Here is a 16,572-nt window from a genome sequence, read left to right as displayed (position 1 = left end):
TTTTTCGTACTGAGAAGTCGATCAATTGCTGAAGTCAATGCTTTGATGGCTAACGCCGCTCATACCCAAAATTTCTTAACGTTCGAGCATGTCTACCCAACCAAATAAAGCGTGCATCTTAATCGGCGCGTTTGTATTCTGTGGTTGTGTTTGGGGGACTTTATGAAATTTGACGACATTGAATGGCTGGGCGGTCGATTTACAGAGTATGGATCTGCTGCCCGCGCAGCGGCTGGCATATTGCTCAAACAGAACGGTTGGGACTGGTACTACCTGAAGTCGAGGTCAGCCTTGGAGGAAGCGCTTCAACGCGCCATACCCGGCCACGAAACTGTCGCTTGGGGCGGAGACGAAGCGGTTCTTTCGATCTCCGAATGGCTTGACCCCGCAAAGGCGGTGATCCTTGGCCGATTGTTCAAGTCAACGGCCAGGTCGCGGCCAGGGCTACGAATTCGAATTGCCCGTGATGTCTGGGACTGGGATACGACAGAAAATGCACCAGAAGTAGTTCGAGCAGATTTGGCCCATGCTCTGCCGAATACGGCGATATTTTATGACTGGCCGGTGAACCGAAAGCCTCGCCGTATCAATGTCGATCGGCCCGATGGTAAGATCGTGGTTACCTCGCCAGATGCGTTACTGTCGCGATCCGTTGGCTTAGCTTTGGCTGAGGCAATTGGCGACGCGGTCTTCGAAAGCATCGGTGAAAAAGCCGATATCGTGGTAGCAACTTCCGCGACGGAGCTTCTCGCTTCGAAGATTGCGGCGAATGTCGTTATCATCCTCGAAGATAATTCGCGCGCGGTCATCGACAGGCTTGACGATATCCGCGTCGAGAAGGCAGCGCGATGCGTAGTTCGCGTTCCCCAACAAAATGCCCACGAATGGATGGGCAGCTTTGGTACCCATTGGCGGGCAAATTTCGTCAGCATTGACAGAGCCGTTCGATTTGCCAATCGCGCACAAGCCGTTGAAGCGGAACTCGTTGCAGCCAATCAAACTTTTCTCCATCAAAGTCGGCAATATCTTAGAGAACAATACCGCGAGGTTCTTCCTCGGGCTGACAGCTATATCGGGGGATTTCAGCCGCAGCTCCTGCCTGACCAACCGCTTTACGATACGGTCCCAGAAGCTGAGGAACTGCGTGCTCCACCGCCATCCAAGAGGATGCTCGAAGCCACCGTTTATCAAGGCAAGCGCCGAGTTCGGGACCTACCGCCCTCGGGTCAACTGCGCATCGAGCTGATAATAAAACCAAAGACGTTTTCATCGACTGGTGTACCCGACTTCCCGGATGACTTGATCAACTGGAGAGGTGACACACGGAAATTGCAGGTGCATATGGTCGAACTGGATCGAGATGTCCGCACAGCCCAGATAAGCCTCCCTCGTCGCGGTTCGTCTAACCTCATTGAGTTCGACTATGAGATCATCTCGCAGAAAGAACTCGATCTGCGTTTCATGGTTTGCGACGGCACGCAGATTTTGCAGACCGCAAGATTAAAGGCGAAGCCACGAGGCGGGATCAGGCTTTCTTTCGAGGCCGATTTTACGTCCCTTGAGAAAGAACGGAAATCTTTCGATCTGGCCTTGATGGTCAACGACTCGCTGGGTTCGCGCCCGAGCGCAACAGTCCTATCCCCCAACGGTGTCCAAATCACTGCCTTCGACAGTGGTGAAATCGGCACCTTGCGCGCGACGGCCAGCAACCTGCTTGAGACTGTCGTCACCAACCCTGAAATATCGCTTCGAGACGCGCTCATGCAGCTTGCGGACGTCGGGAGCAGCCTGCTCGAGGTCATACGGGAAGAAATCGGAGTCTGGCCCTCTGACCTTCAGCGCGTTCAGCTGACGACAAAGGACAACGCTTTTTTTCCTCTCGAATTTCTCTACGATGGCATTGTGCCGAAGGACCCGAGGGCTCCTCTGTGCCCTGACTTCCAGACGTGCCTGCGATCGAAAAAGCTCCGCGCTAGGTGTGGGACGCGCCAGGATGCTGAGGTACTATGCCCGATGGGCTTCTTGGGGCTTCGAACGGTCATCGAACGGAAGGTTTGGAGCGAGGGACCGCTAGGTCCGATTTGGCTGAAAGAGTCTCTTGAACTTGCAGCACGCCATCAAATCGGGCGGATCGGCCAAATAGCGTTTGCGGCAAGCGATATTGCCGATGAGTTCGGAGACGACGACACGCTTCCAAGCGGCCTTACTTTTGCGCGCATACAGTCGATTGTGGACGAGCTCGCACCTCGATTGGAAAACTGGGAAGAATGGGAGGAGGCCGTCGTGGATGAAGACTTCACGATGGGCATTCTAATCGCTCACATCGACGACACCAAGATTTTCATTGGCGCCGATCACCAACGAAACAGCTCACGGCTTGAGTTCGGGACTGTACCCGTCGCGATATTGCTAGGGTGTAAGAGCGCCGTCAGCGCGATACCTTCACTCAGCCTGCCGGCAAGAATCATGCGGAGAGGCAGCACGCGTGTCGTCGTAGCGGCGTTGACCGACATTCTCGGACGACATGCAAACACTGCAGCGCTCTATCTAGGAAAGCGCATTCGAGATGCTGCAAGGGGTTCCGTGGCCGTGACGTTGGGAGAGTTCATCGTGGAGCTGAGGCGGGAGCTTCTGGCAGACGAGGTAGCAACTGGGCTGGTCCTAGTCGCCCTCGGCGATGCCGATATTGTTTTAGGTGGATGAGGGGCACGATGTTTACGATTAAGGCAATTCAGGCAGACTACGGCGACAGCCTCTTCGTCGCCTACGGCCCAAATCAGCAGGACCTTCGGTACATGCTGATCGACGGGGGAACTGCTGACGCAGCCGGCAACCTCTTGGAGGTCTTGGCCCAGCACAAGGTCGAGGGCCGGCTTCGCCTCGAGGCCCTCGTCGTAACACATTATGATTTCGATCATATTGGCGGGATCATCGAGTTGCTAAAGGAACCGCCGTCATGGCTAGAGATCGCGGACGTATGGTTCAACGGTCGCAAGCATCTCATCAAGACAGATGTCCTTGGATCAGAGGACGGCGACATGCTTTCGAAACAACTCGAAGGGCGCCACCCATGGAATTCGGCCTTCGGTGGTAAGGCGATCAAGTCCGGCGCTGGTAAAATCACACTTGAAGGCGGATTGGACGTCTGGGTGGTTTCACCTGACCAGCCGCGATTGACAAAGCTTGCAGCGGCTTGGCCGAAGGTGACCGATCGTGTGGAAAAGCCCGCCGATGTGCTAGGCGCGACTGACGTCTGGCCGCCGGGCGCGTTTACGGCTGTTGCCTCCCGTCCCTTCAAAAAGGACACTTCCGTTGCAAATGGTAGTAGCATCGCGTTGATGCTTGGTTTCGGCGGGAAGCTTGCCCTGCTGACAGGAGACGCTCATCCAGACGTTGTTTTGAAAGGCATTACGATACATTGGCCGAGCGACAGACCTAAGGTCTCGCTACTTAAACTGTCGCATCACGGGAGCAAGGGCAACACAAGCGAGCAGCTATTGAAGGCCATTGAATGCGATCGTTACCTTATCAGCACGAATGGCGACCGGTTCAAACACCCGGACGTTACGTTGTTTGCTAGAATTCTTAAAGTTCGAAAAAACCCAATCTTCCTTTTCAACTACTGGGTCGACCGCACTGTCTGGTGGGAAAAAGTCCCCGAGGGATGGCCCAGTTTTTCAAGCAGCTATCCGGAAAGCAGCGCATTGTTCAAGGAGGTTGTAATTTGATGCTGCTTGGCTCGAGTGGATAAGGCTACAAATTCAGTGCAACAGTATTTACATCTGTCGTGCTTGCAATGCACGTTCTCACTGGCCACCAAGGGCGCTTTTCCACCCCCAGCTCGCGGCAAGGTCTTTCTCGCGAGCGTCTGTAGACCGGTGCATGGCGCAGCCTCTGGAGCGGCTTGCCCTATGATCGCAGGACAGACAACATTACTGTCGTAAGGTATTTGCGCTGGGACACAGCGTATTCACATTGCTCAGCTATGGCCGCGAACCGCGCCACCAAAAATTTTGAAAGGGCATCCTGTGCCGCGCAAAGTCGTCGATACCCTAATACTTGATCTTGACAACACTCTCTTTGATTGGTTCGCGGTATGGTACGCGTCGTTTGAGCCGATTTACCGCGAGATATTGAAACAGACTGGCCGCGCCGAAGCGGAAATTCAGGCTGAAATCCAAAATGTCCATCGGACACGCCGCACCTCGGAATACACTTTTCTCCTCGAGGAAATCGAGGCACTTGCCGACTCGCGCCAACGCGGGGACATACGGGCGAAGTTTCGAGACGCGATCGAATTGTCGCGGCAGGGTCGCGACCTCAATCTCAAACTCTATCCAAGCGTTTTTAGGTCCCTGTGGCGGATTAAAGACCAAGGCACTAAGATCGTTGCTTACACGGAATCGATGGCGTTTTATAGTGCATACCGCCTGAAGCGCTTTGGCTTGGACGGCGTAATCGACATAATGTTTAGTCCCGAGGACCACGATATGCCGAGCGGTGTGTCGGTCGATAGCATGCGAAGACTTCCAGAGGAGTTCTAGGAACTACAGGTTACGGAATCTCGTCACACCCCACCAGGTGAACTCAAACCAAATCCGCGCGTGCTGCTGGATATAATCAAGACGGTAGGCGCCACCATCGATCGCTGCGCCTACGTCGGAGACAGCCTTTTCAAAGATGTTGCAATGGCGCGGGATGTCGGTGTCTTCGACATACACGCGAAGTACGGCGAGAGTCAGCGCCGTCCCGAATACGATCTTCTGCGGCAAGTGTCCCATTGGACAGAAGCGGACGTTCAGCGTGAAAAATCCATTGTTGAGAAGGGCCACGACTTCGAACCAAGTGCGGTGCTGACAGATTCCTTTGCTGAAATCTTCATTCACTGCGACTTCGAATCCTTTGATCTTCCACCTGGCACGATCGTGGACGATAACACGACAACCCAGTACGCGCTTGAAACCTGGAAGAAAACCGTCGACGTCCAACAACATTTCAATGATCTGGAAATGCGCATAAGGAATTTCGCGATAACCGTGGTGGGTGCGTTGATCGCTTCAGTGGGCTTCACCTATCAACAGGGCCTTCAGGCGGATGTCTTTGGTGTCAGAATTTCAGCCGGCGTGGGGCTCGTACTCGCCGCTGGCTTCGCCTGGCTAGCGTTCTTTTTTATGGATCGATACTGGTATCACATCTTCCTTCGAGGAGCTGTTAAACACGCCAGCACAATCGAGAAAGAGTTTGCCGACCGAATTCCAGGAATAGGTCTCGGCACAACGATCTCGCAAATGAGCGGCAATGTGAAAATCCTCTGCTGGAGAACAAATTCTGAACGGCGGCTCACGATATTCTATGCTGCTGGCTTAGCTATGCTAGGGGTAGTACTTCTCACTCTGCTAATTGCGCAGCCACAACCACCAGGTGGCGCCCCGCGCGATGCGCGCGTCATTGAAGAGCCTAAGCGATCGTAGCATCAAGAAGCGGATACTTGCGGAGCAACTGACCGTCCTGGCACAGGCGAGTGCCAGGATGCCCTCGATCAAAAATTTGGGGGCACCAGCCAAGCCTTCCCTGCTCGGCGGGGCAAAGCGAGGTTTTGTCATCTATACGAGCCGTAGTCGAAGTAGCCGACGATGTCAGCAGAGCCAGGGGCCTCCCATTCAGGTGCCGGGCCGCCTTTCAGAACTGATCTGGAAAGCAACAGGTTCGACGCGCTGCATGAAATCTCGCTCACCATGATGCAGGCCGGGCAGGCGCCGCCGCGGCTGTCGCACAGACTGCCTGAGCCGCATCGCAGCATTCGTGGATCGATCGAGCGGCGCAAGAAGTTCATGGCGTGGTTTCGCCACATCGCCGAGATGTTAGCCAAATCCGGAGTCATTCCTTTCCGGTAGATCGTGAATGCGAGATCGGCGGGGAATATGTATTCGCCGATCCCATCGCGATCGAGGCCTGACGCATCAGCCAGCGAGTGGATGAGCTGGTGGGATAGGGAGTGAAGGAGCATGTAGACGAACGGCGCAAGCTCGCGCGATCTGCCCTGTCGTTCCTTGTTCTTGTACCTGTCGAGGAACTGGCCAAAATCCTCATAGGATTCGAGATACGCTCTTGGGAGGTCCGACGCCGAAGCCGGGAGACCTTCCACATTGTTTTTCTGGAGCCATTTCAGGACGCGCTGCTCATCAAGCTTGATGTAGAGCGCCTCGTTCTTCTGCTGCGTGACATAAATCGGCCTGTCACCATCCCGCATTGTATCGAACGCCACCAGGCGGACGGGCATTGGGACTTTGCGGTTGTTGGACTCTCGTTGGTACACAGGGGTCGACGATACGCGGGTGTAACCGAAACTGTACTCGCAGATCGGCAGGCTCCGGAGCAGATACATCTGGCTGATACCGGTCTTTCCGAAGAGGTCTCTGATATCGGTTTGATAGCGCTTCAGTTCTTCTGCGACGCCAGCCTTTTCCATGAGTGTGATATCGGGATTGACGACATCAACCGCCGTCTTCCGCACCCCGGTCTGGCCGTCCTGAATATGCTCCTCCACGAAGGCTGCGTGTTCGATCGTCAGTCTGATCGGGTCGAACTTCCGAGCCCAGTCCTTGCGGATTTTGACCGCGAGCTCGATCGCCTCGCTTTGCAGTCTCCCTCTCTCGAGCAGGCCTGCATCGAACCAACCTTCGCGGAGCTTACGCATCGCGTTGCCGAGATCGGCGCGATCGGGCGCTCCTTCGGCCCGCTTCTGGTACGTCTTTCTCAGAAACGTATACTCGTCCCAATCTTCCTGCTTGCCAGCTTTCTCCAGGATGGCCTCAATTTCCGCATCGGACGGCTCTTGGTAGGGTATGGAATGGATCGCGGCGAGCTTCTGCAGAAGCTCTTCCGCATGTGTCGTCCTCATCAGCTCGACGACCTTGGTCTCCCGCAGTTCGATAAAGCTAGCGCGTTGCGGATAGAAGGCGCTACTTGCTCGGTAGGATACCGGGAGCATGTCGATTTCGATCCACTCGAAGGACCTCCCGCCAGGCTGTAAACTGTCGGTCTTGAGCTTTTGAAGGACATGTCGTTCGGCCTTCTTGAGATCGCGCGGCGTCCCGCATCCTTCGCAGACGTACTTCCATTCTGAAAACACAGGAGCGCTGTTTTTCAGAGTGAAGTGCTGCCATCCGCAGGTGCAGTGCGTGATTTGCCGGGTCGTGCCCGTGCGGTCGTCGAAGGTGTAGTTGTAGGGGCTCAGCGGCTCGATGGTGCCGTACCAGTGGGCATATACGACGTCGACCTGCGTCCAGCGGGATTCGTGGTCCTTGCAGCGGGCAGGCAGCTTCTTATCAGCAAGTTCGGCGACGCTCTTGTATTCTCGGACGGTCCCACAATCTCCGCACTGAAACAACAACGGATACGGCACGTAACCCACGACGTTCGGCTGGTTCAGAACGAAATCGGTCTGGTTGACCCTGACTTCCTTGGTGGCGAGGTCGTAGAAGGCGTCGTCGAGAATGAATTCGTCGGGCGCATCCGGGCACCCTTCCCTTGCCCTTTCCTTCCAGCTTTCCGCGAATTCGCGGACACCCTCGAAGATGGTGTCGCTCACGTTTCTGGGCAGCCGCTGCGAGAACGGCATCTTGATCGGGACCGACTTACAGATTCCCCGCCCTCCTTCCCATGTCATCAGGACACCGGGAGCATAGGAAGTGGCGATTTGCGCTCGCGAGCGCTGCATGATTGGCGGCGCCGACTTCTTCGCCGCTTCGGTCTCTTCGGGAGATGGATGGCGCTTGCGGCCGCGTTCCATGTCTAGCGTCTTAGCTCCACCGCTCATGTCAACCCTCTAGTCTTTCGATCTCGCCGTCTGTTTCCGCGGCATCCCCGCGCTGCCTTCGGATTGCCCTCATGACGGCAGCGATGTCGGAGGCATCGATGATGCGTGTGTTTCCTGATGCGTTGCGGTCGAAGTCCGCGGCTACGATCAGGCCCGCCTCGTCCACGTCGCGAAGGGAGGTCATCGGCTTCTTGAGCGTCGAATCCTGCTCTTCCCAATATCGGCGCAGCTTGGCCTCGTAGTTCAAATCCTTCATCGCTCTGCTGAGGTTCTGGGAAGCGGCGTCGGTGCGGCTTCGATAGTAGTCCCCGGCAACGGGCTCGCCGAGCGCATCGGGGCCTTTTCCGGCGAACCCCATCGAGGCGAGCATGAAGGAGCCGATATCGTTGGCGAAGCCAAGTGTATCCCTGGCCGCAAGTCGGCTCAGGATCGTCGTCGAGTCACGGGTGACGAATTCCGCCTTCCGATTTTCCGGTAAGTTGAGAAAGTTGCTGGCGTCCCCGAGCATCGCCCACGTCTGGAAGTACGAGGCACGGACCCGATCGATCGCAGCGTCTGACCACCGTTCCACGGCGGGCGGGGCGATCATTCGCTCCAGGAAGCGATGGAAGATGTCGTGCGTCTCGATCACATACCGGTCACGGCGGCTCTGCGGGGTGGGAAGCAGCATCACGAACCCAACGTGGGTTCGGCCGACGCGGCTTGAGGCCTGGATGTATTCTGCGATATCAGAAGGCAGCCCGGCAAAGAACATGCTGTTGAATCTGTCCACATCGACGCCATGGCTGATAGCCGAGGTGGCGACGATGTTTCTGAGCGTTTCGCCGATCTCTGGATATCCGGTTTGAGCGAATGACGTCTCGGCGTCCTTCATGACGCTTTGGATAGCCTGCATGTCTATGCCGCCGGAGATCAGGCTGCTGCGGAATTTGGTATGAGGAATCCCTGCTACCGCGTGCTTCTGTGCCAAGGCAGAGTGCAGAGCGTCGATGATCTGGTCGCCGCCCTTCTTGTTGGTCACGTAGGCAAGCGCAATGCGATGGAGGTCCACGAGGGCCATGATCTCGTCTTCGCGTCCCTCGGTCGTAGCGCGCTCGATGGCGGCACGTCTCCAGGCGCCCAGATTTCCCTGCGATACCGATGCTGCGAGCTCGCCAATGGCGGCCTGAGTTCGGGAGGGATCGAGCAAATCTCTCCAGAGATGGGAGATGACGGTGTGGAACGAGCTGAGAACTCCGACTGTGGTCACAGTATGGGTGGCGTCATTGGTCATCAGGGAGACGTAGAGACGCATCCACGGTGCCGTCGCCTCAGGCGCAAGGTGGCTCGGCAGTTCCCTCGATAGAGCCACGCGTTCGCCATTTATTGGCGGGGCGCGATCCGGCTCTGCGAAGAAAGAGCGATAGATGTCAGGACCGGGGTACGGATATCGCAGCGGCTTTCGCTGGTACAGTGTCCTGAGCTGCCGATCAGGATCGCTGATGGTGGCGGTTGCCGCCACGATCTTCGGAAGACGCGGAACGAGCTTGTTCGAAGCATCCCTGTATCGGCTTACAGCCAACTTCTCCCCGGCCATCTGGTCGATCGTCGTAAAGGTGTTGTCGAGCAGGGTGTCAAAAAGACCGCTGAACGTGCCCAGGCTTTCTTCGAGAAGGTGAGCTTCGTCCTGGATGATGAGCGATGGGAACGGGTCGACGAATACGTTGCTACCGTGCTCGTACGCGGGAGCGACGCCACGAAGACCGACGGCCGCCGGGCCGTTCTGCAGTGTCTCCCTATCAGATGGGCTGGACAGATGCCCGTCTGGACCAATCCACCGGGCCAGTCCGAACATTCCAAGGATTTCCGTAATGGTCGACGTGCTCTGGCCGAGCATTGCAAGCTTGTCGACGGTGCCGAGCACAATCGCGGGAGCGCGCTGGTATATGGTGTCGTCGGTGAGAAGAAAGGGAAGCGGACATAAGCTTTGATGGGCCTTGTTCCACTCGCATTTCGCATTGAAGCAGATGATAGCGGCAAACTCGGCCTTTCCGCCGGGCGCCTTGAACTTCCGCAGCCCGGTCGGCTGATCGCAGCATGGGCACGTTGGAACCTTGTTGTAGGAAGCATGTACTTCCTGGTACCGCTTGGCCTCCCTGCTCCGGCCGTAGCCGATTTCATGGTCGTCTGGATAGTCGCCCAGATCCGGCAAGGCTGTCTTCATTTGGCTGAAGCGGTTTGGCGTGTTCGACGATCCGACCCAGAAGCCGATCTCCATCGGCCAGTTTCCAACGTTCTTTTCCTTGCGAACCAATTCGCTCCACACGATGAGGCGAAGGAGGCGTTGCGCCTGCTGGAGAGTAAGGAGTCGGAGGGGATATCGGATCATCGCGGTTATGCCGCGGTCCTTGCCCCGAAGTCTGTCGAGGAAGATGGCGAAAACCAGTGCGCCGTAGAACGCCTCGGATTTGCCGCCGCCGGTGGGGAAGTAAAGTAGGCTTGCGGCCAGTTCATCGCGTTCGACGTCGAAGGCGTCGGAATACTCCTCCATCCGGGACGCGAAGGTCGGAATGTGGGCCAGTATGAAGGCGAGCTGAAATAGGCGCCAACCTCTTTCGGGGTCCTTTCGATCGCGTCGCGCAAAGGACTCGTTCATCATCAGCCACGCTTGCCACGGCGCCGCTTTCCGCCGAAGCCTGTCCGCTTCCGCTCCCGTCGCTTGCCTAGCGGCGAGCGCAGCCTCGCGAGCGGAGATCAGTAGTCGTACGCCCTGCTCGATATGGTGTGCCTCCAGTCTTTGCCCGGCAAGGTCGGTTGCAAAGCGTTCCCGTTCTCGTGCTGCGTCCTCAGACGAAAGCCCTCGTGCGATTTTCGGTGTGATATCCCGTTCCTCTTCATCGATCCAATCGCGATACGCGTCGGCCAGAACGAGCAGATTGGAGACGTCATAACCGTCGGCCAGCGGTCGGAACCGGTATTCGACACGGTCAATCCGACGCGGAACTATGCGAGGCTGATTGAATCGCGGCGACCACGTGGTCGAGAGCTCGAGGCGTCCCCCCCCGATCTTCTGGCTCTCGACGCCGCAGTTCAAGCCTATTGCCGGATAGGTCATAAAATCGCGGAATCTGTACGATGGCTCTACGCGGTCGAGCCGAACTGGCCTGTGATCGCTTCTGACGATGTTCAGGGAGACGCTCGTCCCGAAGATGGCATTGCACTTGTACCGGGCCTCGACCTTGGATAGCTCGGAGCAGCCGTTGTCGAGTGTAACACGGATCGATGCGCGAGATGGATCCGCGAAGTCCCGCTGTCGCTCGGCTCGGAGCGCTACTGCCCTGAGGTCGGGGAGTATTTTCGGATCGGCGGGCGTCTTCAATAGCTCGTCAATGAAGTTGTTCCAATCGGCTTCGCTTGCGGCGTTGGCTGGCGAGACGGTCTGGTCCCGCCAGGCGGTTTGGGCACCCTCTCCACGGAGCCATTCCGCAAGCTGCGCCAGCACCTCGGTGATCATGGTGTTCGAGAACTGCTCGAACTGTTCCTTCAGGGCGCTTCCGGAAAGTGCCGCCGACCAGCTGAAACTAGGCAGCTTCAGATCGATCCGCTTCCATTTGGGCGGAATGGATGCGGGCGATAGCAGGGATGTCGGGATCTGCGCGCCGCCGGTCACGAGCCTGCCAATGGCCGGGGATGGAGCTGCATCCGGATCTTCGGTCCCATCTACGGGAACAGCTTCATCCGACTCTTCTGTCTGACTACCCTCTGAGCTTCCGAATCTGTCGAGGCTCGCCTTGTCCAGGATGATGCCGTGCTTACCGTATACGCTGTTGCGAAGGCTGTCGCGGATCTCGCGTCTTCGCGAGTGAAGTACTTCCCTCTCCTCCTGTGACAGCTCGTTCCAGTCGGAACGATCGAGTTTCTCCTGGGCATAGAGTTCCTGGCGGCGTTCGCGGATCTCGTGGTCGATCTCCTGCTTCTTGTCCTTTCTCAGCTTAAAATCGATTGAGATACCGAACCGCTCTGTGGAGATCTCCTCCCAGGTGGGAAGGACGCGGACATAGACGGAAAACCGTGGGGCTACAGTGAGCTCGGACGAAGTTTCCGCGTCGATATTGAAGTCCATGCCGATCGCGGCAATCTTGATGTCGGACGTTTCGTCCTCGTTTTCGCGCGACATCCTGGGCAGCAACTGACCAGAGAAGACGCTTCTGCGTGGGCTCTTGCCATAGACGATCCGACCCGCCTCGTCGGTGCCGCTTGCCCTTCGGGTGATCATGTTCACCAGCGCGTCGCAGACAGCTTCCTTTAGCTCGACATCGATGCCAGAGAGTTCGGCGGGCGTCTTGGCCTTCATCATGGCTTGAATCTCCGGGTGGCTCTAACTGGTGAGACGTATTCTTCCGCAAGGCGTATCAGCCGGGCGATTTCTGTGGCGCGCTTGGTATCCCTGGCGAACGCGAGTGACGCGTCTGGATCAGTCAGGATATTGAGGTATGCGTCGTGGAACTCCATTCCGGCCTTCATTCTGAAGCTGCGCTGGGCGCGAACGCCCCAGTGCCAGAAGCGGTTTGCGAGATTGGTGGGAATCCCTAGGGCGGCGGTGAACTTGGTGAAGGTCTCGGGCTGTCGTGGGGCCTGAGTGACCACATCCTCCAGTCGGGCCTGCAGCTGCTTCTCGAGGTGGACCCATCGACGAACCGTTGCGATTTGAAGATTGGGATCCCCCATCTTGTCGATGAGGGTTCGGATCTTGTCGCTCTCATGAAAGCCGCGGAGCTTTGCAAAGCGCTCCGCCACCTCTTCGTGATAGTCGCGGATGGCTTCGGATGCATTGGCTTGAATACTCAAAAGCAGGCGCGCGCGGTCGACGAAGCTGGAGCTGATGACGCATATGTTGTCCCGTTCGTGGGCATCTTTTGCGTCGATCCGTCTGAAGGTCTGGATCGACCGCGAGGTGTCGAGGCGGACGAGTGCCGAACCCGGGCGGGCTATAATCGTCTGACCTCCCTCCATCGTCAGTTCAATCAGTTCACCGTCGGATTTGCTGTACGCCCCGACGAGGTTGATGACCGACTCTGACGGAAAATGTACTTCCTCCGGCAGCTCGGGGATCTCGGACAGCTTGATCGGCGCCATGCCAAGACCAGCTACATCCTTCTCGGCTGCCTCGGCGAACAGTCGAAGTCTGGACGCTATCTCCGGCTCCCGGATCTGCTCTGCCAATCTGGACGCGTCGCGCGCCGAATACTTGAGGGTGTCTCCATCGGCGAGAATGATGACCTCGGCAGGCAGCCATGTCCTGGCGAAGAAACTGAGAACTCCGTCGCGAGGCGGAGATACGACGAAGATCCTCTTGAACCTGTTTCGAGCGGACGGAGCGAGGCCAGCGATGTCCGTGAGGCCTCCGGGGCCTGAGAAGACGATCATCTCGTTGTCGAGCTTGGCGCGCAAACCCGGGACAACCCGGCAAAGATAGTCCTCTGCAAACTCCGCAAGGGTCTGCTTTCGGAACATGAAAAGTGTCCTGGACGACGAGTTGATGACCCTGCTGACGGCGCGCTCTAGCATCGTCGACATCGGCGTTGCCCGATTGAACGCCGTCATCACCGTCGATGCCTCCTGCAACGAGGCGGTGAGCTCGGATCCACCGACGACAAATGCTCGCTGGGAAGGCTGCTGGAGCATCTGCACTTGCGGTCCAACGCGGTAGTTCTCAATTACGTCCGCCGCGGCCGCCAGGCCGTGCTCGTTGAAAAGATACTGGTTGAAGGCTGAAAAGGAGCCGGGAAGGCACGATGTCCGACGCAGCTTCGCGATGATTTCGTTGATCGCGGCGAGTCCTGCGGGATCTCCTCCCCGCTTCACGCGATGACGTATCGTCCGCAAGTCATCTATGATCCTCCGGCCGGGCCCGTTGAAGCCCTTGACTTGGACAGTCTCTACCCCGGACCAGGCGATCACTTCCTCGCGGGATTTGAAAACCAGCGAGGATAGTGCTGTGATCGTCTTTGATTTCGCAGGCTGGGGTCTGCGACCACGCAGCTCGATCATCTCACTGAAGATTTCGAACCGTGCCTTGTCGAAGGTCCAAGGATCCTCGGTAATGGCGACGAAACCTGCACCAGGAAATGCTTTTCGCATCAGCTTGTAGATGCGGGTGGCCCGATCGACCCAATCCTCGCCAAGCCTGCCTCTTCCAGTCCGAGTGAGGTCGAAGAGGATGAGGTTCAGGCCGCCGCGGACCTTTCGCATCGCGTGTTCCTCTCCTCGTTTGAGGCCATAGAGGAAGTACTCGGCTTGATTTCCGTCATTCGCGTGCTTGCTGACGGTATTGTGTTCCTTGAGATCGGTTCTCGACGCTGTCCGCCAGAGAAGGGAGCCGTTGGAGTGAGTGACCCCATCGCAGCCGCCGTGGGGCAGGATTTCGTCCAGGGTCGGGTGCTCGAACTCCGGGCGTATCGTGCCATCCCTGCCCTTTCCGGAAAGGGTCGAAACGCGGCTTAGTATCTGATGATAGTCCTTGAGGGATCGGGCATCGTCATTTGCGACACTGTGTCTGTGCAGATGGTCGAGATGAGTGCGCTGAAGGTATTTCCGGTCGACCTGGATATCGCGGGCCTGCTCGTGGGTGGTTCTCGCATACGGGTAGATCAAAGCCTTGAAGCCCTTGGGCCGTTCAAATGACTTCACCTTTACGCCGTACCTGTCGATCGTTGTTTCCGGAGACACGGCGACGTCCGCAAGGGTAAGCAGCGAAGCGATAGCCGATAGGCAGATGTCTCGCTCGGGCCAGGTCATCAGAACGGTTGGTTCGCCCTTCTCCGACGCCTCGATCGCGGCTCGGAGGATCTCGTGATAGACCTCGGAGAGTGGCTGAGGGTCTTCACCGATCGGCCGAAGCGGTACGTTGGCAAGCGCGGCAAGACGCGCATCGGCAATGGCGGCAATCCTGGAGCTTTCATTGGCCGGATTTTCGCCTTGGAAGCCTTTGGGCGCCTTCTCGGTTGAACGAGCGGCAAGCAGAGCGTTTCTATGTTTCGCGTTCTCTTCGCGCTGGCGCAGGCGGTCGGACAGCGATGTGTTAGGGGCTCCTCGGAAGCTGCCTCTCATCACGACGCCTCCGAAAATGACTGAACGCTGGCATTTCGGTAGGCAATGACTGCGGCCTCCTCTATGTCGCCGGTCTCCAGCAATGCCGTTCGCAAGGCTTGTGGAGATGGGAGATCGAGCTCCCGGAGGAGCGTCACTGAGACGGTGGCGGTGCCCGAAACTGCCCGATAGCGTTCATCGACCGCCTTGGTATTGAGAAGAGACACGAGAAGGTCGAGATCCGTGTCGTTGGACCCGGAAAGGACGATCGTGTGGTTTTCAGAGACAAAACCCTTCCACGGGGCGATCGCGTCGCGGTCGACCGTCGCGGCAACGATACGTCGTGGTTGGCTGCTGTTCGTGACGCGCTGCACGATGGCAGCAGGCCCGTCGATGATCGCCGTGCTCCCGCGAGGGACACGAACGAAGTCAACCCCGTCACCGTTGCGGTTCAAAGGACGGCAGAGGGTCTTCGCCCTGACGTTCTTCGCCCAGAACAAAGGGTACGCCTGCTCATCGGCGGGATCGCAAATTCTGTCCCATTCGCGGTTCCATACGAAGTACCCCGCCTTCGCCGAGACACGATAGTCTGACAGGGTCGCGCCGCCTCGGTCCTTCCGCGCGTCGGTTCCTGCCAACCAGGGCGATGATATGTCCTTGGGAAGCGGACCAGCCGGGACTGGATGTGAGACGCCCGCTCCTGTTATTGCAGGAAACTTCACCCGATGCTTGGTCCTGTGCGGAGCGCCCCTTCTAACCAGCAAGACGCTGACATCTTGAGCAACGTCGGCGAAAACATCGTCCCTGTTTGTTACCGTCCCCAGCGCCAGGATCTGGCCTTGGCTTGCAACATAAGACCTCATACGGTCATACAGCGGACCGCCTCGGAAGCTGGATGGAATGACGAGTGCGACGAGACCGCCTGTCTTCACCACGCGCAGGCAAAGCTCGGTGAAGACGGCGTACTTGTTGATGTGGTTGCCGTAGGCGACCTTACCCCAAGTCTCTTCCGCCAATTCGTCTGGGCTCATGCGACCGTATGGAGGGTTGGCAATCACGAGATCGTACGATCCGTCCGTCCTTGCGTGGATGCTGTCTCCAACCTTGACGATCGGGCGACTCCGGAAGCCTTCGAGCTGTTCGGCAATCAGAAATTCCGACATTCGCGCAAGGCGTTTGTCGATCTCGATGCCGTTCAAACGATTGACGATATCTTTCTTCGCAACGCCTGCACGGTGCATTCTGTCCGCAATCAGAGAGAGAAACGCTGCTCCTCCAGCCGCAGGATCCAGAACGTCGTGCTTTAGGATATCGAATCCATGGTCCGATGCCATGTCGATAACGGCGTTCGCCAGATACGGCGGCGTGAAATAGGCGGCCTGTGCCCGGCGGTCCGCAGGCGACATCATCAGCGTATAGAGCGTGCCGCGCCAATAGTTGCGGTCATGCGGCGACAATGCAGCGAGCCTATTCCTGAAGATCGCGACTTCCTTGTGCTCGAAAGGCTTCAAATCAATGCAAACGGAGTCGATGTCACAATGATCAGGTAGATTTTTTAGAAGTGCGCGCGCAGCTGCTTTCGCGACCGTGAGCATCGGCCACGCAGATTGTCCCCTCGCCGTCAAATCCCCAGCCTCGCACTTCCCGCATTCCAGCATTATCGCTGGCGCCGTCCCAAGCAACCG

General features: G+C 57.4%; 7 protein-coding genes and 1 pseudogene. 4 read left to right on the top strand and 4 right to left on the bottom strand.

The window, feature by feature from the left end:
- Positions 1–162: 162 nt before the first annotated feature.
- From CO670_RS32705 to CO670_RS25960, 4 genes and pseudogenes are all read left to right on the top strand, one after another.
- Positions 163–2,703, top strand: coding sequence for a hypothetical protein (locus tag CO670_RS32705; protein ID WP_141502394.1), 2,541 nt, complete (start codon positions 163–165; stop codon positions 2,701–2,703).
- An 8-nt stretch (positions 2,704–2,711) separates the two neighbouring features.
- Positions 2,712–3,728 carry an MBL fold metallo-hydrolase gene (locus CO670_RS25970; protein WP_176539026.1) on the top strand — a complete coding sequence of 339 codons (1,017 nt, stop codon included), beginning with the start codon at positions 2,712–2,714 and terminating at the stop codon, positions 3,726–3,728.
- Between the two features lie 300 nt (positions 3,729–4,028).
- Positions 4,029–4,544, top strand: a complete 516-nt coding sequence (locus tag CO670_RS25965) for an HAD hydrolase-like protein (protein WP_097592879.1) — start codon at positions 4,029–4,031, stop codon at positions 4,542–4,544.
- A gap of 57 nt (positions 4,545–4,601) precedes the next feature.
- A pseudogene (locus CO670_RS25960) lies at positions 4,602–5,471 on the top strand (hypothetical protein); the annotation flags it as partial.
- Positions 5,472–5,599: 128 nt separating this feature from the next.
- On the opposite strand, the gene CO670_RS25955 reads toward CO670_RS25960, so the two are convergent.
- From CO670_RS25955 to CO670_RS25940, 4 genes are read right to left on the bottom strand one after another with little or no spacing between them, the layout of a single operon-like run.
- Positions 5,600–7,792 carry a hypothetical protein gene (locus CO670_RS25955; RefSeq protein ID WP_245426007.1) on the bottom strand — a complete coding sequence of 731 codons (2,193 nt, stop codon included), beginning with the start codon at positions 7,790–7,792 and terminating at the stop codon, positions 5,600–5,602.
- A gap of 28 nt (positions 7,793–7,820) precedes the next feature.
- A complete protein-coding gene (locus tag CO670_RS25950) occupies positions 7,821–12,155 on the bottom strand; it encodes a DEAD/DEAH box helicase family protein (protein ID WP_097592876.1) in 4,335 nt (1,444 codons plus the stop codon).
- Positions 12,152–14,908 (bottom strand): hypothetical protein, encoded by a 2,757-nt coding sequence (locus tag CO670_RS25945; protein ID WP_097592875.1) that lies wholly within the window; start codon positions 14,906–14,908, stop codon positions 12,152–12,154. The genes CO670_RS25950 and CO670_RS25945 overlap by 4 nt, the downstream gene beginning before the upstream one ends.
- Entirely contained in the window at positions 14,908–16,482 is a 1,575-nt protein-coding gene (locus CO670_RS25940) for an N-6 DNA methylase (RefSeq protein ID WP_176539025.1), read from the bottom strand. The genes CO670_RS25945 and CO670_RS25940 overlap by 1 nt, the downstream gene beginning before the upstream one ends.
- Positions 16,483–16,572 lie beyond the last annotated feature (90 nt).

It is taken from the genome of Rhizobium sp. J15 (assembly GCF_002531825.1).
Classification (GTDB): Bacteria; Pseudomonadota; Alphaproteobacteria; order Rhizobiales; family Rhizobiaceae; genus Rhizobium.
This window is presented reverse-complemented; position numbering and strand designations above follow the sequence as displayed.

What these genes read in the sequence shown, in the direction of transcription:
- CO670_RS25955 (WP_245426007.1), bottom strand. Translation starts at nt 7,792, where the DNA reads ATGGAACGCGGCCGCAAGCGCCATCCATCTCCCGAAGAGACCGAAGCG.
- CO670_RS25945 (WP_097592875.1), bottom strand. Translation starts at nt 14,908, where the DNA reads ATGAGAGGCAGCTTCCGAGGAGCCCCTAACACATCGCTGTCCGACCGC.
- CO670_RS25940 (WP_176539025.1), bottom strand. Translation starts at nt 16,482, where the DNA reads ATGCTCACGGTCGCGAAAGCAGCTGCGCGCGCACTTCTAAAAAATCTA.
- CO670_RS25970 (WP_176539026.1), top strand. Translation starts at nt 2,712, where the DNA reads ATGTTTACGATTAAGGCAATTCAGGCAGACTACGGCGACAGCCTCTTC.
- CO670_RS25950 (WP_097592876.1), bottom strand. Translation starts at nt 12,155, where the DNA reads ATGATGAAGGCCAAGACGCCCGCCGAACTCTCTGGCATCGATGTCGAG.
- CO670_RS32705 (WP_141502394.1), top strand. Translation starts at nt 163, where the DNA reads ATGAAATTTGACGACATTGAATGGCTGGGCGGTCGATTTACAGAGTAT.